The organism is Indolivaga capnocytophagoides DSM 22835 (genome assembly GCF_000426485.1).
In the GTDB taxonomy this organism is placed as follows: Bacteria; Bacteroidota; Bacteroidia; order Bacteroidales; family Dysgonomonadaceae; genus Dysgonomonas_A; species Dysgonomonas_A capnocytophagoides.
The window spans coordinates 125,992-152,688 of sequence record NZ_AUFL01000004.1 but is presented as its reverse complement, the minus strand read 5'-3'; the positions used below and the strand labels follow the sequence as shown (position 1 = coordinate 152,688).

The window sequence follows — 26,697 nt, the reverse complement described above, 5'->3', positions numbered from 1 at the left end:
AAAGGAACTATTATATCGGATATAATGAACAGCCGTTTTAAAACTACTGCATATTCACCATATTTTAATATCTCCACCCCGCGAAATATTCGCAATATGTGTTTTTTTTATTATCTTTGCGCCAATTTTTTAACGGAAAAGTGTCTGCTATTATGAGCAAAAAATTTACAGAATACAATAATTTCAACTTATCTGACATCAATAAAGAAATGTTGGAAAAATGGAATAAATTAGACTTATTCCAGAAAAGCCTTGATGTAAGAAAAGGTGCGCCTACTTTTGTTTTTTATGAAGGTCCTCCTTCGGCAAATGGTATGCCCGGTATTCACCACGTAATGGCTCGCTCAATTAAAGATATTTTCTGCCGTTATAAAACAATGAAAGGCTTTTTGGTAAACCGCAAAGCCGGATGGGATACACACGGACTCCCTGTTGAGTTAAGTGTAGAAAAAGCTTTAGGAATAACCAAAGAAGATATCGGAAAGAAAATATCGGTTGATGAATATAACGATGCCTGCCGCAAAGAGGTAATGAAATATACCAAAGAGTGGGAAGATCTGACTACTAAAATGGGATATTGGGTAGACATGAACGACCCATACATTACATATGACAACCGTTACATCGAAACTTTATGGTATCTGCTTAAAGAACTGTATAACAAAGGATACCTTTACAAAGGTTATACCATACAACCCTACTCGCCTGCTGCCGGTACAGGATTAAGTTCACACGAACTGAATCAACCCGGATGCTACCGCGATGTTAAGGATACAACTTGTGTGGCTCAATTCAAGATAAAAGGTCCAAAGGCCGAAATGAATAATTTCGGTATAGCTTATTTTCTTGCATGGACTACCACGCCTTGGACATTGCCTTCAAATACAGCATTGGCCGTAGGCTCTGAAATTGAATATGTAGCTGTACAAACATACAACCCATATACAGGAGAGAAGATGACTGCCATTGTAGCCAATTCTCTTGTATCGAGCCTGTTCAATCCTAAGGCTGCAGACCTTGCTCTGGAAGATTACAAATCAGGAGACAAACTTATACCATTCAAAATCGTAGGCTCTTGGAAAGGTTCGGATCTGGCAGAAATGGAATACGAACAGCTTATACCTTGGGTCAATCCGGGAGAAGGAGCGTTTAAAGTTGTTACAGGAGATTTCGTTACAACCGAAGACGGTACGGGAATTGTACACATTGCCCCTACATTTGGTGCGGATGACTCTAAAGTAGCCAAAGCTAACGGGGTACCAGGAATGATGCTGACCGACAAGGACGGAAATCTTCGCCCGATGGTAGATCTTACAGGTAAATACTTCAAGATAGAAGACCTTGACGCTGAATATGTAAAGAAGAACGTCAATGTAGAACTTTATAAAGAGTATGCCGGACGTTATGTCAAAAACGATTATGATGATACTCTGACCGAAAACGACCCGACTCTCGATATAGATATCTGTGTAATGCTTAAACAAGCAAACAAAGCATTTCGCATAGAGAAACATGTGCACAATTATCCTCACTGCTGGCGAACAGATAAACCCGTGCTATACTATCCTCTTGATAGTTGGTTTATCCGTACAACCGCTTGCCGTGACCAATTGATAGAATTAAACAAAACAATCAACTGGAAACCCCAATCGACAGGAACAGGACGTTTCGGTAAATGGCTCGAAAACCTTCAAGATTGGAACTTGAGCCGTAGCCGTTATTGGGGAACTCCACTTCCAATATGGAGAACAGAAGACGGTAAAGAGGAATTATGTATCGGATCGGTAAAAGAACTGTATACAGAAATCGAGAAATCGATCAAAGTCGGATTCATGACTGAAAACCCTTGGAAAGATTTTGAAGTCGGAAATCTGGAAAAAGATAATTACGAAAAGATAGACTTGCACCGTCCTTATGTTGATAATATTATTTTGGTTTCTGAATCGGGAAAACCGATGAAACGCGAGTTAGACCTTATCGATGTTTGGTTCGACTCTGGTGCGATGCCTTTTGCACAGGTCTTCTTCCCCAATATCAGTGCTGAAGAATTTGTGAAGATATATCCAGCTGATTTCATCGCAGAAGGTGTAGATCAGACCCGTGGATGGTTTTTCACCCTGCATGCCATCTCTACAATGGTCAGAGGAAGTGTTGCCTTTAAGAATGTTGTTTCGAACGGACTTGTTTTGGATAAGAATGGCAACAAAATGTCGAAACGTCTCGGAAACGCAGTCGATCCTTTTGCTACAATAGAAAAGTACGGTTCCGATCCGCTTCGTTGGTATATGATAACCAATGCTTCGCCTTGGGATAATCTGAAATTCGACACTGAAGGTATTGATGAAGTTCGCCGTAAGTTCTTCGGAACCCTTTATAATACATATTCATTTTTTGCGTTATATGCAAATGTCGACAAGTTTGACAATTCACAACCTCAAATTCCGGTTACAGAACGTCCCGAAATCGACAGATGGATTATCTCACTGTTAAACACACTGGTTAGCGATGTAGATGAATATTATAATACATATGAACCGACAAAAGCAGGTCGTGCCATATCAGACTTCGTTAACGATAATCTGAGCAACTGGTATGTGCGTCTCAACCGTAAACGTTTCTGGGGAGGTGAAATGACTCAGGATAAGCTTTCGGCATACCAAACATTATACACTTGTTTGGAAACTATATCGAAACTGATTGCTCCAATAGCACCATTCTACGCCGATAAGTTATACATAGACCTGACATCGGCCTGTGAACAAAATCCAGAGGTATCTGTTCACTTAGCTGACTTCCCTGTTTATAATGAGGCTGTAGTAGATAAGGCTTTGGAAGAACGGATGCAAATAGCCCAAAGTATATCATCTATGATATTGGCTTTGCGCCGTAAAGTAAGCATCAAAGTGCGCCAGCCTTTGACACAGATAATGATCCCTGTACTTGATAAAGAGCAGGAATGCGCTATCGAAGCCGTGAGAGATTTGATTCTTAATGAAGTAAATGTCAAAGAGTTGAGATATGTCGATAATGCAGCTGGTATTTTGGTAAAGAAAGTAAAACCCGATTTTAAAAAACTCGGCCCACGCTACGGAAAAATAATGAAACAACTGGCCGCAGCAGTTCAAACAATGGACCAGGAAGCTATCGGGCAATTCGAAAAAAGCGGCTCATATACTTTCGATATAGACGGACAAGCCGCAACCATAGAAACTGCTGATGTTGAAATCATCTCAGAAGATATCGAAGGTTGGCTGGTTGCAAACGAAGGACGCTTGACCGTTGCTTTAGATATTACAATAACCGATTCTTTAAAGAAAGAAGGTATTGCCCGGGAATTAGTCAACCGGATACAAAATATCCGTAAAACGAGCGGATTGGATATAACAGACCGTATTAAAGTAAAAATATCCGATCTAGAACAAATACAAGGTGCAATATCGGAATACAAAGAATATATTGCAGGACAGGTACTGGCAGACAGTATTATGCTTGAAACAGATGTAAAAGGAACTGAGATTACAGATATGGACGATATTGTATTGAATATTTCAATAGAAAAAGTCTAAGATATCAGACCTTTTTTGTAAATTGGTTTTGTATAGAAACAGCAGAATATTAGAACCTATTTTTATAGCGTTTCAATACTTTCTGTTATTTAAATAATTAATTAAATTGCAAATTCTAAAAACGAAATGACTATGACAGAAAAAACACGATACACAGATGAAGAGCTGGATGAATTTCGCGATTTGATTTTACAAAAGTTGGACAAGGCGAAAGATGAGTATGAAGCCCTTAAAGCTTCAATAACAAACTCAGACGGAAATGATGTTACTGATACATCTCCGACATTCAAGGTTCTTGAAGAAGGTGCTGCCACTCTATCAAAAGAAGAAGCAGGACGCTTAGCTCAACGTCAGATGAAGTTTATACAAAATTTACAGGCTGCGTTGATCCGGATCGAAAACAAAACTTACGGAATATGCCGCGAAACCGGCAAATTGATTCCGAAAGAACGTCTTCGAGCTGTGCCACATGCAACATTGAGCATCGAAGCTAAAACCGGAGGCTCTAAATAAGGTCGTAAAGCTTTATTTATCAGGAAGTAACTTTAAAAACAACATGTTATGTTAAATACATAGCATCAGGTGCTTATGTTACTTAAATAGTATTAATTAATAAAAAATATCCAGAGAAAGTAGTGAGATTACACAATAGTTTTACTACTTTTTCTTCTGAAATCAAGGTCTCCGACCTATTTAATAACAAGACAAGTATAGACTTAAGGTCTCCAGACCTTCTTATTGTTCATCCAAGTATAACAGCAATAAGTAGTTATTATTGCTTAATAGCTTGTACAGACTTGAGAATCTCATAACTTGTGTTTACTTATTTAGTCATATTTTATGCAAAAATTCCCGAAGGGAGCAACAGCTATTACAGTTGTACTTCTCGTAATCATTATTGATCAAGTTATCAAAATTTGGGTTAAAACAAATATGGCTCTCTATGAGACTATTGATGTTGCTAGCTGGTTCAAAATTTATTTCGTGGAAAACAACGGAATGGCTTTCGGAATAGAAGTTTTAGGCAAACTGTTTCTGTCCCTGTTCCGTATCATTGCTGTAGGCTTCATCGGATATTATCTCTATCTGTTAGTTACCCGCAACTTTAAACATGGATATATTGCATGTATTGCCCTTATCCTCGCAGGGGCCATCGGAAATATTATAGATAGTGTATTCTATGGCGAAATATTTACAGCAAGTTATCCCGGGCATGTAGCATCCATTGTTCCTTTCGGACAAGGATACTCGAGCTGGTTACACGGAAAGGTTGTGGATATGTTTTATTTTCCACTAATAGAAGGAACTTTCCCGAGTTGGATTCCAGTATGGGGTGGAGAAGATTTTATCTTTTTCAGACCAATATTTAATTTTGCCGACTCGGCAATAACCGTTGGTATCATATTATTATTGATATTCTACAGGAAAACATTGCAGGACACAATGCAAAAACCTAATGAATAATGAAAAAAAATCATCGATTCATATATTATGCATCATTTCCGGTATTATGCCTGTGCTTCGCAGCATGCGGCAACGATAACGGAAAGTTATCCAGAGACAAAATGATGGATGTATTGCATGATATGCAACTAGTTGATGCAATATACCAAACTCGTTATCAAGATTTCAACCAAGCGGATAAAAAGACAGCTTTACTCGAAGGAGTATTTGAAAAGCATGGAATAACACAAGCTCAACTTGATTCGTCATTAGTATGGTATGCCGATCATCCCGAAGAATATATGCGGATTACAGACTCCGTTTCATCCAGACTGAAGAGAGAATCGAATGAATTTCTTAAAGAAGTTCCGAATTTTGGGAAAATACGTGAATACAATCACAATGTGTTACCATACTATACTTACCTTACAAGTTCTAACACTTTTCTTGATTTTGATATAGACTCTATAAAAAGCAAATCTTTTTCGAAGTTCGAAATATCGCTAAAAACATTAGGCATACGTGGTGATATGAATGGCGAACTGGCAGTACGATTTGAGTATCCCGATACAACAATTACAAAGGTTCAACAATTTACGGATGGAATATCCCCCAAAATAGTGAATCCCCAAGTTCAGGATACAATAAAGGAGATAAGTGGGTATATACATATAAATGACCTTTCGAAAACCAATGGTAAAGTATTGTTGTATAATATAAATCTGAAGAATACCGAAGATCTGGAGAAAACTGTAAAAAATGATTCGATAAAAGGACAAAGAAGAAAATAAGAGAGAACATAAGGGATATTTTCTAAAAATCACCTTTATGTTTACTTATCATCCATATTTACACCTAAATCTTGGGATTGATAATTCTTTAGATAAGATATCACATCACCTAGTACTGAATCAATATACAATTTTATTTCTTCGCTGCATTTATCAAACATTCTGTTATTATTACCCAAAAGATCAATCCATTTCCATTTTATACTTCTCTGAATCTGTATTTTAGAATTAAATTGAGTCAAACCGGATAATTTTGATACTGAATTTTCAGGTACTGAAAGTTGAATATAAAATTTATTATTCAAGATGAAACTCTTCTTCTGAATATTGATAAGCCATCCTTTGTACTCCAAAGATTGTTCTTCAAATAGTATTATGGAATCTATTTTCATTTATTTATTATTAGATATATCTTATATAAGCTATTAAATTTATGATAAAATGTATTATACTAACCATTACAAAAGGATAAAACTTCCTCTTATAAAAAATTATATAGGCAAAAATCAATATACATCCTGATAAAAAAGCATAAACTACATAAATAATATTATAATAATGCATTCCTCCAAAGAGAAAAGAAGAGAAAAAAATGACATAAATAGGTCTAATTTTTAAAGCTCTAAATAATAGCGAAAATGGCAAAAATTGATATATAAAAGTTTCCACAACAGGTGCTATAAATATTATTGTTATAATATTAAGTGATAAACTTTTATATGGTAAATCTATTTCTGCCCAATTTTCCGAACAAGATGTAAAAACTGTTATTATATTGCATATTAAAGTAGGAAATATTAATAAGGTAAACAATAAAATCAGAAATACATAAGAGAGATTTAATTGTAGGAAGTATCTATATACTTTTAACATTCATATCAAGTTTAAATAAGAAGTTCGCTTTTGGTCAGCGAACTTCTTATTGATTATATTACATACAATTAGCACCAACTTCAACTATATCTGAATGTTTTTTCCCAAATTCGATATAATCACAAGCAAATTCATACGCCTCATAAATTAAACCAGGCAACCAACCTCTTCTTCCTCCATCCACATCCCTTATATCCTCTTCATTCATCTCTTCTACTCCAAGATTTTGTAAATCTAATACGTTCATAATAGTAAAGTTTTAATTAATAATTATTTTAAGTTCTGTAAAATCAACCGGTTCAATTTTATATATCAAAGATATGATCCTTCCGTCTAAAAATAGAGACGGAAGAAAAAAAGTGATAGAAAACTATCACTTTTATATTTATAAATCAAAATAGGGGTAAAACTTTAAAAATCATTATCCTCTAGATGCTTCTTTACCAGATCAATTATATCCTGCAAAGATCCCTCTCTACCCTCTTCGACCGCCTTCCAAACCGAACTGAAAGGAAAAGTCTGAAACTTGGGTACTTCGGAAACACAAGTGAAATCTCTACCATACTCATCATTTATTATAGACCATACGGTGTGGCATTCCTTATTCATCAAATAACCAAAAGCTGCCCCCAAGGCATTAATAAATTCATCTTCTTCAACCAGTTTAAACCAAGACCGATTATGGAGCCAATAGTATATCAAAATATCCAGATCAGTTGCTGAATATTCAGAAAGATCTTTGACTTTATCTAATTGTTTCAATAATATTTCCGCATCAACAAGACAATAAGCCACAAACTCCTTGTCTTTGTCACTCAGATTAACAACATCTTGCTCAATCTTATCAACAATCTTGGTTTTATACTCTACTGTACGACCATTGATCTCAAATGATTTATGTTCAAATCCATCCGTTTTCATATCATACTTATTTTAAGGGGCATCCTTGCACCGATATAAAAGATTTAAAGGTGCGAGCCCTTGCCCGGTTAAAGTTAATGAAGTATTGCACCAAAAACAACACCTGCTATAGAAAGATATATCATCAGACCTGTAACATCAACAATAGTTGCAACAAAAGGAGCCGACGATGTAGCAGGATCAGCACCCAAACGTCTTAAGATAAACGGCAACATAGAACCGATTAAAGATCCCCACAGCACAATTCCGATTAAGGACATAGAAACAGTTGATGCCACCAAAATCCAATGTTCACCATATAAATGAGGGAATATAAAGTGCCACACATAAATACGTATAAATCCGATAATACCAAGTATTAGACCGAGGCTTGCACCTGATAGTATCTCACGTCTGAACACTCTCCACCAATCCGATAAACGTACATCACCGACAGCCATAGCCTGAATAATAAGGGTTGAAGCTTGAGAACCACTGTTTCCCCCACTCGAGATCATCAAAGGAAGGAACATAGCCAATACTATTACTTTAGCCAGTTGGTCTTCATAATACTGCATTACCGAAGCTGTAAGTAACTCTCCGACAAACAGGACAATCAACCATCCGGCACGCTTCCAAACCAGCTTATGCAAGGGTACATCTAGATAAGGTTCATCTAACGTTCCACTACCCCCAAACCGTTGCATGTCTTCGGAATACTCTTCATTTGCAACCCATAGAATATCATCAATAGTAACAATACCCAAGAGTAAGCCTTCTGTGTTTATAACAGGAAGAGCAACCCGGTTGTTCATCTTAAATATCTTAATAGCCTCTTCTTGTGGATCTTCTGCATTCAGTGATATTAACCGGTTATCCATAATATCGGAGATTGGGGTCGAAGGATCTACAATCAATAAATCCCTGATACGAAGGTCATCTAATAAGACACCATTATCATCAAGAATATAAATAACGTCTATCGTCTCCGAATTTTTACCTTTTTTCCGGATGGTATCCAAAGTTTGCTGTACCGTTATATTTTTATTGATAGCCAGATAGTCGGGTGTCATCAAACGACCTACACTATCTTCGGGATAGGCTAAAAGAGCAGCTACCTCCAGTTTATCTTCCGGAGACAATAAAGCCATTAATTCCTGAACCAGATCTTCATCTTTTAGTTCTCCCAATAATGCCGTCTGATCATCAGGGGGCAAAATGGATAAAAGCTCCTTTAGTTTTAACTTGGATAACTTTTTAATGACTCGCTCCTGCGTGGGAACATCTAAAATCCTAAATACGTTGACAGCCCTGTTCGCACTCATCGTCTCGATGATTAGAGGGGCATAATCGGGCAACTCGTCAATTAAATCTTCAATAGCTGAAATATCAAAGCTATCAAGATAAATTCTCAGTTTCTTTTTATCTCCGCCTTTAATCAGAGATCGGGTTTGATGAACAATGTTCTTTAGTTCTCTTTTCATACTGAGCCCTTTTTAATCAATAAATACTGGAAAGGTCGCTGACCTATCTACGACTTTGGCAAATAAAACATTTACAGCCCGTTATAGCCGAAAAACATTTTATTTATGTATTGCTAATCATGAATATCTTTTTTTCGCAAAAAGGTATCCATTAATACACTTTTTTCCTAAACGCCTTATTTTCTAAGACGTGTATAGCAAAGCCTACACAAAGGCTTATACTCCTGAAGTTCTCCCAGCATCACCTGTTTATCGTTGTTCGAAATCAGGCGATATGAATAGTTAGCCAACCTGCCGCATTCAACACATATAGCATGCACTTTCTTCACATCATCAGCAATAGCGCATAGTGCCGGCATCGGGCCAAAAGGATTTCTCTTAAAATCCATATCCAGACCAGCTACAATTACTCTTATCCCCTGATCAGCAAGCTGCTGACAAACATCAACCAATCCCTGATCAAAGAATTGAGCTTCGTCTATCCCAACAACCTCAATATTAGAAGATAATAACAAGATATTACTCGAATGTTCAACAACAGTTGAAGGTATGGAGTTTTTATCATGTGAAATAACTTCAACATCCGAATAGCGAGTATCTATTGCCGGTTTAAATATTTCAATTTCCTGCTTAGCTATTTTTGCCCGTTTTAATCTTCGGAGTAATTCTTCCGTCTTTCCTGAAAACATTGAACCACATATAACTTCTATACTTCCTCTTCGGGGTGTCTCGTGCAATGTATTTTCAGAATAAATCATTTTATTATTTCTATAAACGGATAAAAATCGAAGGTCACAGACCCATTTATTATTTCAAGCAGGTTTTTCAGATAATTAATGATCACTTACTTTATCAAAAATACTATCATTAATATCCAAAGATTATTTTGTTCTTTTCCTCTTAAGCGGTGCAAAGATAGATTATATATAAAACAAATAAAAATGATTTTATATAAATGTGGAATAAAGAAAAGATGCTGATTTCAATTATCGCCGATAACAGACAATCAAAACCAGCATCTTTATTCTACAACTCTCTAATTGTGAACTCTAAACAGAGATCTATTAAGAGCTAAAAGATTCTTGAAATACGTCAATTTTTATAGAAAAAACAATAAACAGCTTATATTATATGACACTCTTTCCCGAAGACTTCCGCAACAGCTTTGAATGTAATTTTTCCATCTACGATATTAAGACCCGATTTAAGGCCGGCATCTTCAGCCACGGCTTTCTCCCAACCTAAATCTGCCAATTTAAGAGCATACGGTAATGTTGCATTCGTTAAAGCCAAAGTAGAAGTTCGAGCTACAGCTCCGGGAATATTAGCTACGGCATAATGTATAACACCTTCTTCTTCGTATACAGGGTCGGTATGAGTTGTAGCATGAGAAGTTTCGAAACATCCACCCTGATCTATTGCAACATCTACAACGACACTTCCTTTTTTCATCAGTTTAAGCATGTCACGAGTTAATAAATGAGGGGCTTTAGCTCCCGGAATAAGTACCGAACCTATAACCAGATCGGTATACGGAAGAACTTCTTCGACATTCTGCACCGATGAATATAAAGTCTGAACATTTGCAGGCAGGACTTCATCAAGATAGCGTAAGCGCGAAAGAGAGATATCAGTTATAGTAACTTGAGCTCCGGCTCCTGCAGCAATAACCGCAGCATTATAACCTACAATTCCGCCTCCCAGAACCAAAACTCTGGCAGGACTCACACCTGATACACCGCCCAACAATATACCACGACCTCCATGAGATTTTTCCATAAAGTGCATACCAACCTGAATAGCCATCCGACCTGCTATTTCGCTCATTGGAATCAATAAAGGAAGCAAACCTTCTTTATTCAATACTGTTTCATATGCCAGACAAGTAACTCCGCTTTGCAGCATTGCATTCAATAACTTTTCGTTTGATGCAAAATGAAAATAAGTAAAAAGCAATTGACCTTTTTTGATCAGTTTGTACTCTTCTTCGATTGGCTCTTTGACCTTAACTATCATCTCAGCAACATTATACACATCCTTTATATTATCAAGGATCTGCGCTCCTGCAGCTAAATACAAGGAATCGTCAAAACCACTGCCCTCTCCTGCTGTATGCTGAACATATACAGTGTGTCCTCTTTTTACAAATTCTTTTACACCTCCGGGTGTCATCCCAACTCTGTTCTCGTTGTTTTTAATTTCTTTTGGAACTCCTACTATCATAACTTTATCTTTAATTTTTTAATGGGTGCAAAATTACAAAACCAAGACCACAAAACAAACAAAAAGACATATTTATATTTAAATAAAAATCTATTTAACACAAAATTTAAATTTTACATTTCAATACAATATTATAACACATAAATAATAGCTAATTTATAAAATAAGAAAGACAGATCTGAATATCAGATCCGTCTTTCTTATTTTTATATTTCAGTAAAGTTATTTCAGCTTTGCCAATGCTTCTTTTACTCTTTTAAAAGCTTCTATCAATAAATCATCGGCAGTTGCATAAGAAAAGCGGATGCAATCAGGAACTCCAAAAGCTTGCCCCCCCACACATGCTACATGCCCTTCCTCTAAAAGATACATAGCCAAATCTCCTGAAGTCGCTATATTCTTTCCATTAAATGATTTTCCAAAATAATATGAACAATCCGGAAACACATAGAATGCACCGTCAGGTTTTTCAAGTTTAAAACCATCTATTTCCGATGTCAGCTTATACACCAAATCACGGCGACGCTCAAAAGCTTTACGCATTGTTTCCACGCATGTCTGATCTCCTACATAAGCAGCTTCGGCTGCCTTCTGAGTGATTGATGATGGACCTGAAGTGGATTGTCCCTGAAGTTTATTACAAGCGGCAGCGATCCACTTTGGAGCAGCAATCCATCCCAAACGCCAACCGGTCATCGCATATCCTTTCGATACACCATTGATGATAACCACACGTTCGCGAATATTTTCGAATTGAGCTATACTTTCGTGTTTTCCAATATAGTTTATATGTTCGTATATCTCGTCTGCTAATACTATAATATTAGGGTATTGAGACAAAACATCAGCTAAGCCTTTCAATTCGTCCTTTGAATACACACTACCCGTAGGATTAGAAGGAGAGCATAAAATAATAGCTCTGGTCTTATCTGTTATAGCCGCTTTCAACTGAGTAGGAGTAATCTTAAAGTTTTGATCTATTCCGGCAGAAATGATAACACTTTTTCCTTCTGCCAATTTTACCATTTCTACATAACTAACCCAATAAGGGGCAGGTATAATCACTTCGTCTCCAGCATTCACAACACTTAGCAGAGTATTATATACCGATTGCTTTGCTCCATTCGAACAGACAATCTGATCGGGAGCAAATAACAAATTATTTTCCGTTGACAATTTCTCGCAAATAGCCTTTCGCAAAGATAAATACCCCGTCACAGGCGAATAAAATGAAAAGTTATCATCTATCGCATCCTTAGCAGCCTGCTTTATATGATCGGGTGTATAAAAATCGGGTTCACCTACACTCAAGTTGATTACATCAATACCCTGAGCTTTTAACTCTGAGCTTTTTTGCGACATTGCCAATGTCTCGGATGCTGATAAATTGGCGATACGATCTGCGACTTGTGCCATTTTCTGAAATTTGTTCTTATAAGTAATAGTAAGTTTAAACTAAAGCAAAGACTAACTTTCCGTAATTAATACATTCAATAAATCTAAATAATATCCGGTGTCAGCCAATAAAGAAAGTTCTCAATCGACATTATGCAAAGTATGCCCCATACGCTCTTTCTTGGTATGCATATAAAACATATTGTATTGATTGGGTTTTACCTCGATAGGTACATTTTCAACTACTTCAAGTCCGAAAGATTCCAGACCTACACGTTTGATGGGATTATTAGACATCAGGCGCATCTTACAAACATTCAAATCCCTAAGAATAGCTGCTCCCACTCCGTAATCTCTTTCATCGGCTTTATAACCCAAATGAAGATTAGCATCAACGGTATCCAGCCCCTCTTCCTGAAGTTTGTAAGCCTCCATTTTTGCCATAAGTCCGATTCCTCGTCCTTCCTGATTCAGATACACAATGGCTCCTTTACCTTCTTTCTGAATCATTTCCATAGCTTTATGCAATTGTTCTCCGCATTCACAACGTTTCGAACCAAAAATATCACCGGTCATACATGAAGAGTGAACACGAACAAGAATCGGTTCATCTTTTGTCCATGTACCTTTAATCAAAGCAATATGTTCCAGCCCATTCGATTTTTGTCTGAAAGGGATAAGATGAAAGTCTCCGAATTCGGTAGGCATTTTTACCTCTGTTCCTTTTTCGATTAATGTTTCACGTTCTAGTCTGTATTTAACAAGATCTGCCACTGAAATTATTTTCAGATTGTGTTCTTTCGAAAATTCTATCAATTCGGGAAGACGAGCCATTTCGCCATCTTCTTTCTTTATTTCAATCAAAACTCCCGCAGGCTGCATTCCCGCCAATTTAGCCAAATCAACAGCAGCCTCAGTATGTCCAACCCTGCTTAGAACGCCTTTATCTCTGGCTCTTAGAGGAAAAACATGACCGGGACGCCCTAAATCTTCGGGCTTAGTTTCTTTATCTGCTAGAGCTAATATAGTTTGCGAACGGTCAAATGAAGATATACCCGTAGTACATCCATGACCTAGTAAATCAACCGACACGGTAAATGGTGTAGCATGCACCGATGTATTAGATGTAACCATCATAGGCAGATCCAATTCATCGCAACGCTCACCGGTTAGAGGAACACACAAGAGACCTTTGGCATGGGTCTCCATAAAGTTTACTTTTTCGGGAGTTATAGCTTCGGCAGCTATAATAAGGTCTCCTTCATTTTCACGGTCTTCATCATCAACAACAACTACAAAATTGCCATTTTTGATTTCTGCTAGAGCTTCCTCTATTGTATTTAATTTAAAACCAGACATAATATTTATATATTTTGAACAGTTGACATTTTACTTTCATTTTCAGCAATAATATTAGCCATTCTATTTTTATAATAAAGATACAAAACAAAATAGAAAAACAGACCTATCGTAAGGACAAAGGCTATTTCTTTTACTGTTATCCTTATTTTCTGCTGAGCTTTTTTATAAAACTCATATCTTTCCCTTACAAACTCACTGAATAATACCAGATATATAATTCCGCTAATCGAAGCCAGTACGGCTGTCATATTAGATAAGAATCCTTTTGTCAGAAAATGCATCAATAAAAATAATACACATCCGGCAAAAGCCAGAAGTCCGTATTTAACATTGCGGTTATAGGCTTTATAAAGCTCTTCGAGCGGCATTGCAGCCCTTTCGCCAAACAATCGAATATAAAAATTCCTATAAGCATCAGCATTAAACAATGCCGAGTCATTAATTGCCTTATAAGTTATAAATGCTCCTAACGGAAACAGTATAAATGAACTTAACCAAACACCTTGCCAAACCGGCCAAACTCCATCTCTGGCCATTTTAAAGCCTACATTATCTATTATATAATAAATAATGAACAAAATGACAGAGATAACCACCGGCATACCCAACCCTCCTTTCCTGATAATCGCTCCGAGAGGAGCACCTATAAAGAAAAAGACAAGACAGGCAAATGACAATGTAAATTTCTTTTGCAATTCAACGTTATGTCCTCTGATTTTTTTCTGCAAATCGATCTTAGCAAAAGACCTGAAAAGCATATCACTCTTCGAATTGTCGGCTAATGAAAAAGCATCGGAATAGATTCTCTGCTTTTCCTGCATAGATAATGAGTTGACAACAGAATCGAATGACATCGGGATAATATCTGCTTTATTTTTTACAGTAACCGAATCTTGCGGAGTATTATTTCGAGACGACACATAGGCATATTTAACCATCACCTTACGGTCGGTCACATTAAGGCTGTCTACAATTTTACTGAGCGAATCTATGGACGAACGTAATTGAGTTACATTTTTCGCCAACTGAGTCCCTTCCATTGCTGATTCATCAATACGATTGAAATTCGCATCAAATGGAATAATAACCTGTTTTTCTTTGAATATTTCGCGAGAATATGGAACAAACTCACTCCGAGAAGGCATATTTTCTCTAAAACCGGACTGCTTCACGTTCGAAAACTGCTGTCCATAATACAATGTCAGAGAAAGATAATCTTTATTGGATGATGTCCGCATCTTAGCCGAATCACAAACAATCACGGCCATGTTATCGAAACCTTTCGATACATCATATATCATCACATCCCGAAGCATTCCTGTTTCTTTATCTTTTTCCTTTACAAAAAGATTGTAATTATTAATATCCGAAGAAAATGTATTTTCCGGAATCTGCAATTCCGGAGATTTTTGTTTTATAGAGATCATCAATGTCCGAAACTTAACATTGACTCTTGGTATTACATCATTCTGAAAATAAAAGGCACCCACACTAACGGCGGCTATAAGCAAGATAAGAGGACGCATAGCCTTCAACAATGAGATACCGGCAGCTTTAATAGCTGTAAGTTCAAATCTCTCGCCCAAATTACCAAATGTCATAAGAGATGCCAATAAAATAGCTAACGGTAAGGCCATAGGCACTAAAGAAAGTGCAGCATACGCAAACAATTCCGCCAAAACATGGGGCTCCAACCCTTTACCTACAAGATCCTCAACATATTTCCAAAGGAACTGCATCAAGATAATAAACAGACAAATGGCAAATGTCATAAAAAACACAGGTACAAAAGTCTGTAATATATATAAGTATAACCGTTTTATACGTAGCATTAATTAAGCAACTGAAAGATTTACAACAATATACCTTAATAGTTTCTATACTTGTAAAAGCATCGGAATATCTAAAAAAAAAATTCTCTTTTAGACCACAAAGTTAACAAAAAAAGCTGCTTTACAACAGAAAAGGGATAGTTAATACTATCCCTTCTGATATCATATATTTTAAAAAATCTAAATATCAATATCTGTCACGGTTGTAACCGCCACCGCCGTTACCACCTCTTCTGTTGAAGCCACCACCGTTGCCTCCGCTTCTGCGTTGTCCGCCTTCAGCTCTTGGACGTGCTACAGATACAGAAATAGTTCTTCCGTCATATTCTGCACCATTTAATTCATCGATAGCTTTTTGACCTGCAGCTTCGTCGTTCATTTCAACAAAGCCATAACCTTTTGAACGGTTTGTTTCTCTGTCCATAACAACCTTAGCAGAAGTAATCTCGCCATACTCTCCGAATAAATCATTTAGGTCAGCATCTGTGATACTGTAGCTTAACCCTGCAATAAAAATGTTCATAAAAATGTAATTAAAAAAAATAAATAAAATTGTGTTTTGCAGAGAATCAAATTTCAGAGAGAAATGAAAAAACTTACCAAGGTCACTTGAAAAATAATTTAATACTGTCTGTAAAATATCTCTATGCATCGCAAATATAAAGAATAAAAAATTACATTCAATATTATTGAGGTTATTAAGTTTAAGCCCGAAGCCTTTTTTAACTAAAAATTAATACTTCACGCCTTTTATTAACATCAATTTCATGCTCCCCAGAAATAAATCCGTATTTTTGCATCTATTAGGATTTTAGACCTTGTTATTTACGAAATAAACATATCAAAGCAACGGATAGCTATCACTTTAAGATATGCTATTATACACTTTCAGCTATCTATTTATCATCTTAATGAAAATACATAAAACAAATGCCGCCAGATTATTAGATCAGGCAAAAATAACTTATAGTCTCATTCCATATAATGTTGACGAGTCAGATCTCAGTGCTATACATGTAGCAGAACAACTTGAAGAACCTATTGAACAAGTATTCAAAACATTGGTATTACATGGTGATAAATCGGGCTATTTTGTATGTGTGATACCAGGAGCCGAAGAATTAGACCTGAAAGTTGCGGCAAAAGCATCGGGAAACAAGAGTTGTCACATGATATTAATGAAAGACCTATTAAGCATTACCGGATACATACGAGGGGCATGTTCTCCTATCGGAATGAAAAAGAAATTCCCTACATACATACATGAAACCTGCAACAATTTTGAGTTTATATACATCAGTGCAGGACAAAGAGGGCTACAGATAAAAATAGCTCCGGCTGATCTTATAAAGATCACCGAAGCCCATATCTTTTATTTACTATCCGAATAAATATATTCTTAAATCTTAATCTTATTTGCCAATTTACCAATAGTCAGCCCCTGTACTATTATAGAAAAGACAACAACAAAGTAGGTTGCTGCAATCAAAACCGGCTTCATATCACCTTCGGGTACGGATAAAGCCAACGCAATGGAAACACCCCCACGTAAACCACCCCAAACTAAGATCTTAATAGTTCCACTTGAGAATTTTTCCTTAAAAGGAATTATCAATGTTGGTATTTTTATTGAAATATAACGGGCAAATAAAACTACAAAGATACAGATAGCACCAATCAGCCAATATTCATGCAAATTTGGTATTAATAAAAGTTCGAAACCTATAAACAAGAATAGTATAGCGTTTAAAACCTCATCGAGTAATTCCCAGAAGGCTCCAACATGATTTATATTCCCTTCTTCCAGATCGTATCTTTTTCGTTTCGACTCCCCTATTATCAATCCTGCCGCAACCATCGTCAACGGACCCGAAATATGCATTGAATGAGCAACTATCGCTCCTCCCATTACCACAGATAAAGTCACAAGCACCGAAAGTTTATAATCATTTGCTGTTTTCATTGCCAGAGCCGCAATATACCCGAGTATAACCCCAACTACAAATCCCCCCAACGCTTCTTTTATAAACAACCACGATATATGAGTGAATGACAAATCTATTGATTCTCCTTGTGCAATTTTCAGTATCACCGCAAATACAACTACAGCAACCCCGTCATTAAACAATGATTCTCCCGCAACTTTTGTCTCCAGGGATTTAGAAACTTTGGCTTGTTTTAGTATACTCAATACTGCTATCGGATCGGTTGGAGATATCAGTGCTCCAAAGAGGAGGCAATATATCAGAGATATTTTCAGATGTAAGCCAACCGGCAACAATACATTTAACAGAAAATACAATGTAAAGCCAACCACAAATGTAGAGATAACAACACTCAATGTAGAGAAAACCATAATCGGGACTTTCTGCTCTTTGAGGTCACTCATATTTATATGGATCGCTCCTGCAAAAAGAAGAAAATTAAGCATACAGTTCATCAGAATCTCCGTAAAGTCTATATTACGGATTAGCACCGAGAAATCCTGTAAAGGACCTGCTGTTACCAAATTACCGATAAAAACCAATGCTATTGATAACACCATGGCTATAACCATAATACCTATAGTAGCCGGAAGTTTTAAGAACCGCAAGTTCAAATAATAAAATACTGTAGCTATAACAATTAAGATCGAAAAAGAGTAGTATAATTCCATTGTGTTGTGTTTACTTATAAGAAACCCTAATAAATAAGAGGAACAAATATATAAAATCGATTTTGTTTTCAAACATGTAAGAACAAAAAAAAAGACTATCTATAACAGATAGCCTTTGATTTTATTTACTTTATCCGGATTATATCACCCCAGATAACCTTTTAGCAATTTACTTCTCGAATTTTGGCGTAATCTTTTGATAGCCTTCTCTTTGATTTGTCTTACACGTTCGCGGGTCAATTGAAATTTATCACCAATTTCTTCCAATGTCATCTCCTGACATCCTATTCCGAAGAACATTTTAATGATATCACTTTCTCTTTCGGTAAGTGTAGACAAAGCTCTCTCAATCTCTTGTTGTAAAGACTCATTAATCAATGAGCGGTCTGCAATCGGAGCATCATCATTGACCAATACATCCAACAAACTATTGTCTTCTCCCTCAACAAAAGGGGCATCCATTGATATATGCCGTCCTGAAACTTTCAATGAATCGGCAATCTTATCAACCGGAATATCCAATTGTTCTGAAAGTTCTTCTGCCGAAGGTTTTCTCTCATTTTCCTGTTCGAATTTAGAGAAAGCCTTACTGATCTTATTTAAAGAACCTACCTGATTTAATGGTAATCTGACAATACGAGACTGTTCGGCCAAAGCCTGCAAGATTGATTGACGAATCCACCATACAGCGTAACTGATGAATTTAAACCCTCTGGTTTCATCAAATTTCTCCGCAGCCTTAATCAATCCGAGGTTACCTTCGTTGATAAGGTCAGGCAGACTTAATCCCTGATTCTGATATTGTTTTGCCACAGACACCACAAAACGAAGATTAGCACGAGTCAGCTTTTCTAATGCCGCCCGGTCACCTCTCTTGATAGCCTGAGCCAATTCAACCTCTTCTTCTACAGTGATAAGATCCTCCCTACCAATCTCTTGAAGATACTTATCCAAAGATGCACTTTCTCGATTGGTAATCGATTTTGTAATCTTTAACTGTCTCATTTATTATATTGTATAGATATTAATTTAAAACGGGTGTGCAAAGGTAACAAATAATTATCAATTTAGCTAATATCTAATTGAAAAACATATTCCGATACTCTACACGATGTTACTGTTATCACTAATATAATAACGTTTAATTCCCCTTTTTGATCAGAGAATTAAACGTTACTCATTGTTAAATATGTTTAATTTATTATTCTCCCAGATCTATAGCATAATATTTAGTACGTCCGTTTGGATAAAATCCGGATATAAACAAACCTTTATCCTGAGATTTTCCGACTGCCTGAATAATGCCTTCAACATCCTCTACAGAAGATACGGATTGATTATTGATTTTCATAACAATGAAACCTTTCTCAATTCCTTCTTTCTTGAAGCGTCCTCCGTTATCAACTCCGGCAACCTGTACCCCATAGCTTACTCCGTACTGGCGTTTCTGGTCTGCTGTTAGTTCTTTAAATGCCGCACCAATTATTGCCAAGCCATCAGTTTTTTTCATTACAGCAGTACTGCCCGAACTGTTTTTCAAGACTACAGATATTTTCTTCTGAGCACCATAACGGTCAATCAATAATTCGACCTTATCACCCGGACGATACCTATTTACTTGATCCTGTAATTCCCCAACACTTTTCACCTTAGTATTATTCACGGCTATGATAACGTCTCCTTCCAATACTCCAGCTTCTTTAGCCGGACTCCGGTCTGCAAAACCTCCAACAAAAGCACCTTCTTTTACCTTTAGATCTTTGGCTTTCTCTGATTTAGCATCCTGAGCAACAGAAATGTCACTGATCATCACTCCAAGTACAGCACGTTGAACTGTTCCGAATTCTTTAATATCTGCTACCACCTTAGCCGCAATAGAAACAGGTACAGCAAAACCATAACCGGCAAAGTTTCCGGTTTGTGAGTATATCGCAGTGTTTATACCGACCAACTGTCCTTCGGTATTCACCAATGCTCCCCCACTGTTACCGGGATTGATAGCCGCATCGGTCTGAATGAATGATTGAATGGTCATATCACCACCTTGTCCGGCTCCAATACCTCCACGTCCTTTTGCACTAACAATACCTGCAGTTACAGTAGATGTGAGATTGAAAGGATTACCAACAGCCAGCACCCACTCTCCTACTTTCAGATTATCAGAATTGCCAAAAGGAATGTATGAAAACTCTTTTCCTTCGATTTTCAGCAATGCAATGTCTGTAGTAGGATCTGCACCTACAAGCTTAGCTATATACTTCGAATTATCGTTCATTGTAACCTCTATTTCAGTTGCCTTATCTATCACATGGTTATTAGTCACGATATATCCGTCATTAGAGATGATAACTCCTGACCCGTAACCGACACTGGGCTGCGGTGTTCCATACCCGAAATCTTGCCCGCCACGATCACCAAATCCGAAAAAGTATTCAAAAGGGTCTATCATTTGCTGTCTTCCTCGTCTTGATTCCTGCGAAACAGCCTTAACTGTCGATTTTATATGAACCACTGCATGTACCGAACTCTCGGCCGTTTTAGTAAAATCGGGGTAGCCATCAGCCGTCAAAGACGCCAGATGAACATTTTTTTGGTCAAATTCTTTTGCATAACTGTACATATCAGATGTACTATAGCCCGATCTGCTATTCAAATAGCTGAACGTTCCGTATGAAGCACCTACACTTATCAACGCTGCTACAATATAGGTAGATGCATTCCTCCAAAGTTTCTTCATATTCTAACTGTTTTATTAATTTCTAATGATCTGTTATTGCTTTTTAATTATATCAAATTTATACACAAAAATCATTCACTTAATCATCCACATCACCTTTTTTTAACACTTTTAACCAGCTATAATTAGGCTTAACAGCGTTTAACAAGACACTTCATAATTAGCCAAACAGTATTAATGACATTTTGGCAGAAACTAAGAATCAGTCATCAATGGAAAACTATATAATTCGAAAAAGGTAACAAAAGTTACGCACTTTATGTTCATCCTTGTATGAAACCTTTTCCATCCCTCTATCGTTTAAAGAACGTTCTATAAACAAGAGTCTTTGTGCCCCTTGGTGTATAGATAAAAATAGAAAAGCGGCACATGTTGCCGCTTTTCTATTTTTATCTATGTACACAGAAAACTATCACTGTTTTCTTATCTCAGCTCGTTTAATTTTTCCACTGATTGTTTTAGGCAGTTCGTCTACAAACTCAATAATACGGGGATATTTATATGGAGCAGTCACTTTTTTCACATGATCCTGAATCTCTTTAATCAAATGCTCCCCGGCTTTATCTTTATAATCAGATGCTAATATAATGGTCGCTTTTATAACCTGTCCGCGTACCTCATCGGGTACTCCTGTTATGGCGCATTCCACAACAGCAGGATGTGTCATCAATGCACTTTCGACCTCAAATGGTCCGATACGATACCCTGAACTTTTGATGACATCATCAATACGTCCGATAAACCAATAATACCCATCCTGATCGCGCCAGGCAACATCGCCGGTATGATAAACATTATCGGCATAAACAGATTTCGTAAGTTCCTCGTCCCGATAATATCCCATAAACAATCCTAAAGGTTTGCCATGATCGGTACGAATAACCACCTCTCCCGATTCTCCTTCTTCAGCCGAACGTCCTTCTCCGGTAAGCAAATCTATATCATAAACGGGATTAGGAATCCCCATAGACCCGGGTTTGGGTTCAACCCACGGGAAAGTTACAATGGTAGGAGTTGTTTCGGTTTGTCCGAAAGCTTCCATCATCTTAATTCCTGTTGCCTTATAAAATGTCTCAAAAACAGAAGGATTAAGAGCTTCTCCGGCTGTTGTACAATACTCAAGAGATGATAAGTCATATTTAGAAAGATCTTCACGAATCAAGAACCGATATACCGTAGGTGGTGCACAAAAGGAAGTAATCTTACAATCCTGAATCAGATTCAATATTTTTGCAGGAGTAAACTTTTCATGGTCATAAGCAACGATTGTAGCTCCGACAATCCACTGTCCATAGAGTTTTCCCCATGCAGCTTTTGCCCATCCCGTATCGGAAACTGTCAGGTGAATACTATCTTCATTCAGGTTATGCCAATATTTAGCCGTAACAATATGTCCGAGTGGATAAGTAAAATTATGAATCACCATTTTAGGTTCGCCAGTTGTGCCCGAAGTAAAATACAACAATGAAATATCGTCATTATTATTAACATGAGCAGGACGCTCAAACAATGGAGCATCATTCAATCCTTTATGAAAATCTTTCCATCCGGGAGGAATTATTTTTCCGCAAGCCACAATATGTTTTACTGTTGGCGATTTGGGCAGCGCATCCTCTACATGCTGATGAATAAATTCGTCATCGGTAACGATGATGGCTTTTATATCAGCTGCATTATTGCGGTATATAATATCTTTAGGGGTCAGAAGGTGTGTTGCCGGTATAGCTATCGCCCCGATTTTGTGCAGGCCGATAATGGAAAACCAAAACTCATAACGGCGTTTCAATATCAGCATCACCATATCTCCTTTTCCGATTCCTAAAGTCTGGAAATAAGAAGCTGCCTTATCGCTTTGTTCCTTTATATCCTTGAATGTAAAGTTGATGTGTTCACCTTCTTCATTAGCCCAGCAAAGTGCTATTTTGTTCGGTTCTGCTTTTGCCCATTCGTCTACAACATCATAGGCAAAGTTGAAATTATCGGGAACATTTATATGAAAATTTTGCTTGAAATCATCTATGGAAGAGAAAGATGTTTTTGTTAAAAATTTTTCTAACATTGTATTGTTATTTTTGATAAGTTTAAGGTAGACTAACTACTCTGTTATCATTGCTTATACTTAAATTAAAAGCAAATATTTAATGATTTTATTAAATTGAAAACATTCTCCGTCTTCAACTTTTAATTGATTACCAAGAGGTCTGCAACCTTAAACAACTACAGCTAAAAACTTCACAGGCTTGCCATCCAAAGCTTTCATCCCATGAGGCAGACTCGGATCGAAATACAAGCTGTCTCCTTTTTCAAGAATCAAATCTTTTCCGTTTATACGGATTAGTAAGCGTCCTTTAAACACAAGGTTAAACTCCTGTCCCGGGTGCGAGCTTAAATGTATTGGGGTATCATCACTCTTAGGCTGAACCGTAACAACAAAAACATCGGCTTTGCGGTTTGTAAATCCGCTTGCCAAAGCCTGATACTGATAATCTTCGACACGCTTTATCTCAAGACCTTTTTCGCGGCGGGTAAGAGCATAACTGCTCATGCGGGGTTCTTCATCAAACATCAGGGTAGTTATATCCACATTGTATTTGGTCGCAATATTCTTAAGCATGCTTATAGAGAAATCTTTTTCTCCAGCCTCGTACTTAATGTAGTCTTCCAAAGGGATATCACAGGATGCAGCGAATTCTTTCTTCGAAAGATCCATGGCATCACGCAACCCTTTCAGGCGCAGTCCAATTTGTTTTAGTTCTTCATTCATATTTCAAATGAAATTTTATTTATTAAACATGTATTTGTAAGTATAACGATGTATTGCATTTTAAAACAACAGTAAATATTTAATGATATATTTTCCTAAGACATAAATCTTTCTTATTATTTTGCTCGGGAAAGTCAATAAATACGTCTGAGAGCTAAAAAATAGCGAAAGTCAAAGTTAAGAAAAAACTAAATGCAGGCAGGCAAAAAAATCTTAATAAAGGAAACTCTCCCGATATACATTCAAAATATTTATCTTTGCACCGATTAAGTAACAGAAAATACTTTTAGTTTATAACAGGCTTTGATTATTTATCTTACCAAAATCTTTAATAGGTCTGAGACCTTAAAAAACCAAGGTGTACGAAAAATATGAAAAAATATAAAAACTTAATTTTTTACACTTCAGTTCTAACTATAACAGCACTACTTTTATATACGGTAATCAGTCTGGGAAAGGGCAATCTGGAAGCAGGAAAGAATATTACAGAATTAACGAATAACACTTCAGCATGGAATGATTTTATAAGATCGGTTGCAGAAGAAGCCACAAGCTCGGCAGCCTTACTAATTCTTCAGATCATAGTAATACTCTTTTTTGTTCGTTTCTTCGGATGGATATGCCAGCGCATAGGACAACCAACAGTTATTGGCGAAATTATTGCCGGCGTGGTATTGGGTCCCTCACTACTAGGAGCTTATTTTCCGGAAATATCAGCTGTTGTATTTCCCGAATCATCAATCCATAATATAAAGTTGCTGAGTGAGATCGGTCTTATTCTGTTTATGTTTATCGTAGGTATGGAACTCGATCTCAAGGTATTGAAGAACAGAGCAAATGATGCCGTTATTATAAGCCACTCATGTATAGGCCTGCTTTTTGTCATGGGTACTACATTCGCTTACTTCATATACCCTTATTTTACGTTTACAGATGTGCATTTTTTACCTTTCGCTTTATTTATGGGTATAGCGATGAGTATTACTGCATTTCCGGTTTTGGCTAGAATTGTGCATGAAAGGGGACTCAACAAAACCCCATTAGGGGCAATGGTCATTACATGTGCGGCCGTCGATGATATCACCGCTTGGTGTCTCTTAGCTGCAGTAATAGCTATTGCAAAAGCGGGAACATTTATCAGCTCTTTGTACGTGATTGCATTTGCCGTATTGTATGTTATAGTAATGTTTAAACTGGTCAGACCTTTCCTTCAAAGGATTGCAGATCTCCAGACTTCGAATAATATTATAAGCAAATCCGTTATCGGAATTTTCTTTCTCACCTTATTTTTATCGGCATATCTTACAAGTATAATCGGCATACATCCTCTTTTCGGAGCGTTTCTGGCAGGAGTTATTATGCCTCCTAATCTCAATTTCAGAAAATTGTTTGTAGATAAAGTCGAAGATATTTCGCTGGTCGTTTTATTACCTCTGTTTTTTGTATATACAGGACTTAATACTAAAATAGGCTTGCTCAACACTCCCGAACTTTGGGCATTGTGCGGATGCATTATATTTATCGCTACTTTCGGCAAACTGGTAGGAGGAACTCTTGTTTCGAAATATTTAGGTTTCGACTGGAAATCGAGTATGACCATCGGAGCATTGATGAATACAAGGGGATTGATGGAGCTTGTAGTATTGAATATCGGTTACGATCTGGGAATACTCCCTCCCGAAATATTCGCTATGATGGTCGTAATGGCTTTGGTGACAACATTTCTCACAAGTCCGATTCTGGATTTAATAGAAAGGATATTTAAAAACAGACCAGTTGAAACAGAAGTATCACAACGTAAGACGTACAAAATACTTATCTCTTTCGAGAATTCTGTGGTTGGTAAGAAATTACTGCTTATAGCCAGTTCTTTTGTAAAGAAAGACCATCTTTATTCAGAAATAGATATGGTACACATATCTCCGGGAAATAATTTGTACCAACACGATATGGAAGATGAAGAACACGATGTTTTCGATCCGGTAATATATGCATCCAAGGCTCTGAATCAACCGATAACACCTATTTTTGAAGTTGCTGCAAATCCAACCCGTAAGATTGCACAGATGAGTAATAACGGCAATTATGATTTTCTCTTGATCAGTGCCCAGAACTCTATCTATGGAGGTAAAGGGAATTTTCTGGGGTATATACTCGGAGTCTCAAATACAATACTTCACATTCCTTCGCACATTTATTCGTGGATAACCAGAACGAAAAAAGCTGCGACAACCAATATCTTATCACTAGACGAAGGTACACGTTCTATTTTAACCCACGCCAATGCACCTGTTGGCATATTTATTGATAAAGGTCTTACAGAGATAAAGAACGTGATAGTGCCCGTACTTGACGAAAATGATGTTTTTCTTGGTGATTTTATGGGTCGGATTGCCCGTCATTCGTATGTCCGTATAACCCTATGGGACGGAATAGGCTTAATGGACAGTTCTATAGATTTTGTAAAAAGTGTCAGAGAAATCAAGGCTGTAAATCCTTATCTGTTCCAGCTTTGGAACAATAATATCCCCGTTGACAGAGATATCTTCAACAAGCACAATTTGGTAATGATCAGTCTCAACAGCTGGCGTACGCTAAAAGAAAAACATCCGTCATGGATCAAGTCAATGCCATCGGTTCTATTATTGAATGAATAAATTATTGCGGTTAA

Annotated in this window: 22 protein-coding genes; 6 read left to right on the top strand and 16 right to left on the bottom strand. The window is 36.9% G+C overall.

What is annotated here, in order from left to right:
* Nucleotides 1–152: 152 nt before the first annotated feature.
* From ileS to K322_RS0100670, 4 genes are all read left to right on the top strand, one after another.
* Nucleotides 153–3,566 carry an isoleucine--tRNA ligase gene (ileS, locus tag K322_RS0100685; RefSeq protein ID WP_026625124.1) on the top strand — a complete coding sequence of 1,138 codons (3,414 nt, stop codon included), beginning with the start codon at nucleotides 153–155 and terminating at the stop codon, nucleotides 3,564–3,566.
* A 132-nt stretch (nucleotides 3,567–3,698) separates the two neighbouring features.
* Entirely contained in the window at nucleotides 3,699–4,079 is a 381-nt protein-coding gene (locus K322_RS0100680; RefSeq protein WP_026625123.1) for a TraR/DksA family transcriptional regulator, read from the top strand.
* A gap of 327 nt (nucleotides 4,080–4,406) precedes the next feature.
* Entirely contained in the window at nucleotides 4,407–5,030 is a 624-nt protein-coding gene (locus tag K322_RS0100675) for a lipoprotein signal peptidase (protein WP_026625122.1), read from the top strand.
* Nucleotides 5,030–5,800 carry a DUF4296 domain-containing protein gene (locus tag K322_RS0100670; RefSeq protein WP_026625121.1) on the top strand — a complete coding sequence of 257 codons (771 nt, stop codon included), beginning with the start codon at nucleotides 5,030–5,032 and terminating at the stop codon, nucleotides 5,798–5,800. The genes K322_RS0100675 and K322_RS0100670 overlap by 1 nt, the downstream gene beginning before the upstream one ends.
* A 41-nt stretch (nucleotides 5,801–5,841) precedes the next feature.
* Here the strand turns inward: K322_RS0100670 and K322_RS0100665 are convergent, their stop codons facing one another.
* From K322_RS0100665 to K322_RS0100615, 11 genes are all read right to left on the bottom strand, one after another.
* Nucleotides 5,842–6,192 carry a hypothetical protein gene (locus tag K322_RS0100665; RefSeq protein WP_026625120.1) on the bottom strand — a complete coding sequence of 117 codons (351 nt, stop codon included), beginning with the start codon at nucleotides 6,190–6,192 and terminating at the stop codon, nucleotides 5,842–5,844.
* 10 nt (nucleotides 6,193–6,202) lie between these two features.
* A complete protein-coding gene (locus K322_RS21315; RefSeq protein ID WP_026625119.1) occupies nucleotides 6,203–6,673 on the bottom strand; it encodes a CPBP family glutamic-type intramembrane protease in 471 nt (156 codons plus the stop codon).
* Between the two features lie 58 nt (nucleotides 6,674–6,731).
* Nucleotides 6,732–6,920, bottom strand: a complete 189-nt coding sequence (locus K322_RS0100655; protein WP_026625118.1) for a hypothetical protein — start codon at nucleotides 6,918–6,920, stop codon at nucleotides 6,732–6,734.
* Nucleotides 6,921–7,084: 164 nt separating this feature from the next.
* Entirely contained in the window at nucleotides 7,085–7,594 is a 510-nt protein-coding gene (locus tag K322_RS0100650; protein WP_026625117.1) for a DUF3806 domain-containing protein, read from the bottom strand.
* 74 nt (nucleotides 7,595–7,668) lie between these two features.
* Entirely contained in the window at nucleotides 7,669–9,057 is a 1,389-nt protein-coding gene (mgtE, locus tag K322_RS0100645; RefSeq protein WP_026625116.1) for a magnesium transporter, read from the bottom strand.
* Nucleotides 9,058–9,233: 176 nt separating this feature from the next.
* Nucleotides 9,234–9,815, bottom strand: a complete 582-nt coding sequence (locus K322_RS0100640; RefSeq protein WP_026625115.1) for a thymidine kinase — start codon at nucleotides 9,813–9,815, stop codon at nucleotides 9,234–9,236.
* Nucleotides 9,816–10,179: 364 nt separating this feature from the next.
* Nucleotides 10,180–11,280, bottom strand: coding sequence for an alanine dehydrogenase (gene ald / locus K322_RS0100635; protein ID WP_026625114.1), 1,101 nt, complete (start codon nucleotides 11,278–11,280; stop codon nucleotides 10,180–10,182).
* A gap of 222 nt (nucleotides 11,281–11,502) precedes the next feature.
* The gene (locus K322_RS0100630; RefSeq protein ID WP_026625113.1) at nucleotides 11,503–12,696 is read right to left on the bottom strand and encodes a pyridoxal phosphate-dependent aminotransferase; all 1,194 of its coding nucleotides are present in this window, start codon (nucleotides 12,694–12,696) and stop codon (nucleotides 11,503–11,505) included.
* A 120-nt stretch (nucleotides 12,697–12,816) separates the two neighbouring features.
* Complete coding sequence (locus K322_RS0100625; RefSeq protein ID WP_026625112.1) at nucleotides 12,817–14,034, bottom strand: bifunctional 3,4-dihydroxy-2-butanone-4-phosphate synthase/GTP cyclohydrolase II; 1,218 nt, start codon at nucleotides 14,032–14,034, stop codon at nucleotides 12,817–12,819.
* Nucleotides 14,035–14,039: 5 nt separating this feature from the next.
* The gene (locus tag K322_RS18250; RefSeq protein WP_246037253.1) at nucleotides 14,040–15,809 is read right to left on the bottom strand and encodes an LptF/LptG family permease; all 1,770 of its coding nucleotides are present in this window, start codon (nucleotides 15,807–15,809) and stop codon (nucleotides 14,040–14,042) included.
* A 247-nt stretch (nucleotides 15,810–16,056) separates the two neighbouring features.
* Entirely contained in the window at nucleotides 16,057–16,392 is a 336-nt protein-coding gene (locus K322_RS0100615) for an RNA recognition motif domain-containing protein (RefSeq protein WP_026625111.1), read from the bottom strand.
* 388 nt (nucleotides 16,393–16,780) lie between these two features.
* Here K322_RS0100615 and ybaK point away from each other — a divergent pair, with 388 nt between their 5' ends.
* Nucleotides 16,781–17,260, top strand: a complete 480-nt coding sequence (gene ybaK / locus K322_RS0100610) for a Cys-tRNA(Pro) deacylase (protein WP_026625110.1) — start codon at nucleotides 16,781–16,783, stop codon at nucleotides 17,258–17,260.
* An 8-nt stretch (nucleotides 17,261–17,268) separates the two neighbouring features.
* On the opposite strand, the gene K322_RS0100605 is transcribed toward ybaK, so the two are convergent.
* From K322_RS0100605 to K322_RS0100585, 5 genes are all read right to left on the bottom strand, one after another.
* On the bottom strand, nucleotides 17,269–18,525 hold the full coding sequence (locus K322_RS0100605) for a cation:proton antiporter (protein ID WP_026625109.1): 1,257 nt from the start codon (nucleotides 18,523–18,525) through the stop codon (nucleotides 17,269–17,271).
* Nucleotides 18,526–18,669: 144 nt separating this feature from the next.
* Complete coding sequence (locus K322_RS0100600) at nucleotides 18,670–19,530, bottom strand: sigma-70 family RNA polymerase sigma factor (RefSeq protein WP_026625108.1); 861 nt, start codon at nucleotides 19,528–19,530, stop codon at nucleotides 18,670–18,672.
* 196 nt (nucleotides 19,531–19,726) lie between these two features.
* Nucleotides 19,727–21,262 (bottom strand): Do family serine endopeptidase, encoded by a 1,536-nt coding sequence (locus K322_RS0100595; protein WP_026625107.1) that lies wholly within the window; start codon nucleotides 21,260–21,262, stop codon nucleotides 19,727–19,729.
* A 412-nt stretch (nucleotides 21,263–21,674) separates the two neighbouring features.
* Nucleotides 21,675–23,321 (bottom strand): AMP-binding protein, encoded by a 1,647-nt coding sequence (locus tag K322_RS0100590; protein ID WP_026625106.1) that lies wholly within the window; start codon nucleotides 23,319–23,321, stop codon nucleotides 21,675–21,677.
* A gap of 150 nt (nucleotides 23,322–23,471) precedes the next feature.
* Nucleotides 23,472–24,026, bottom strand: coding sequence for a helix-turn-helix domain-containing protein (locus K322_RS0100585; protein WP_026625105.1), 555 nt, complete (start codon nucleotides 24,024–24,026; stop codon nucleotides 23,472–23,474).
* Nucleotides 24,027–24,397: 371 nt separating this feature from the next.
* On the opposite strand from K322_RS0100585, the gene K322_RS0100580 reads away from it, so the two are divergent.
* Nucleotides 24,398–26,683, top strand: a complete 2,286-nt coding sequence (locus K322_RS0100580; RefSeq protein ID WP_026625104.1) for a cation:proton antiporter — start codon at nucleotides 24,398–24,400, stop codon at nucleotides 26,681–26,683.
* The last annotated feature ends 14 nt before the right edge of the window (nucleotides 26,684–26,697 follow it).

Coding starts and splice junctions, on each gene's coding strand:
- ileS (WP_026625124.1), top strand. CDS start 153: ATGAGCAAAAAATTTACAGAATACAATAATTTCAACTTATCTGACATC.
- K322_RS0100680 (WP_026625123.1), top strand. CDS start 3,699: ATGACAGAAAAAACACGATACACAGATGAAGAGCTGGATGAATTTCGC.
- K322_RS0100675 (WP_026625122.1), top strand. CDS start 4,407: ATGCAAAAATTCCCGAAGGGAGCAACAGCTATTACAGTTGTACTTCTC.
- K322_RS0100670 (WP_026625121.1), top strand. CDS start 5,030: ATGAAAAAAAATCATCGATTCATATATTATGCATCATTTCCGGTATTA.
- K322_RS0100665 (WP_026625120.1), bottom strand. CDS start 6,192: ATGAAAATAGATTCCATAATACTATTTGAAGAACAATCTTTGGAGTAC.
- K322_RS21315 (WP_026625119.1), bottom strand. CDS start 6,673: ATGTTAAAAGTATATAGATACTTCCTACAATTAAATCTCTCTTATGTA.
- K322_RS0100655 (WP_026625118.1), bottom strand. CDS start 6,920: ATGAACGTATTAGATTTACAAAATCTTGGAGTAGAAGAGATGAATGAA.
- K322_RS0100650 (WP_026625117.1), bottom strand. CDS start 7,594: ATGAAAACGGATGGATTTGAACATAAATCATTTGAGATCAATGGTCGT.
- mgtE (WP_026625116.1), bottom strand. CDS start 9,057: ATGAAAAGAGAACTAAAGAACATTGTTCATCAAACCCGATCTCTGATT.
- K322_RS0100640 (WP_026625115.1), bottom strand. CDS start 9,815: ATGATTTATTCTGAAAATACATTGCACGAGACACCCCGAAGAGGAAGT.
- ald (WP_026625114.1), bottom strand. CDS start 11,280: ATGATAGTAGGAGTTCCAAAAGAAATTAAAAACAACGAGAACAGAGTT.
- K322_RS0100630 (WP_026625113.1), bottom strand. CDS start 12,696: ATGGCACAAGTCGCAGATCGTATCGCCAATTTATCAGCATCCGAGACA.
- K322_RS0100625 (WP_026625112.1), bottom strand. CDS start 14,034: ATGTCTGGTTTTAAATTAAATACAATAGAGGAAGCTCTAGCAGAAATC.
- K322_RS18250 (WP_246037253.1), bottom strand. CDS start 15,809: ATGACATTTGCCATTTGTCTGTTTATTATCTTGATGCAGTTCCTTTGG.
- K322_RS0100615 (WP_026625111.1), bottom strand. CDS start 16,392: ATGAACATTTTTATTGCAGGGTTAAGCTACAGTATCACAGATGCTGAC.
- ybaK (WP_026625110.1), top strand. CDS start 16,781: ATGAAAATACATAAAACAAATGCCGCCAGATTATTAGATCAGGCAAAA.
- K322_RS0100605 (WP_026625109.1), bottom strand. CDS start 18,525: ATGGAATTATACTACTCTTTTTCGATCTTAATTGTTATAGCTACAGTA.
- K322_RS0100600 (WP_026625108.1), bottom strand. CDS start 19,530: ATGAGACAGTTAAAGATTACAAAATCGATTACCAATCGAGAAAGTGCA.
- K322_RS0100595 (WP_026625107.1), bottom strand. CDS start 21,262: ATGAAGAAACTTTGGAGGAATGCATCTACCTATATTGTAGCAGCGTTG.
- K322_RS0100590 (WP_026625106.1), bottom strand. CDS start 23,321: ATGTTAGAAAAATTTTTAACAAAAACATCTTTCTCTTCCATAGATGAT.
- K322_RS0100585 (WP_026625105.1), bottom strand. CDS start 24,026: ATGAATGAAGAACTAAAACAAATTGGACTGCGCCTGAAAGGGTTGCGT.
- K322_RS0100580 (WP_026625104.1), top strand. CDS start 24,398: ATGAAAAAATATAAAAACTTAATTTTTTACACTTCAGTTCTAACTATA.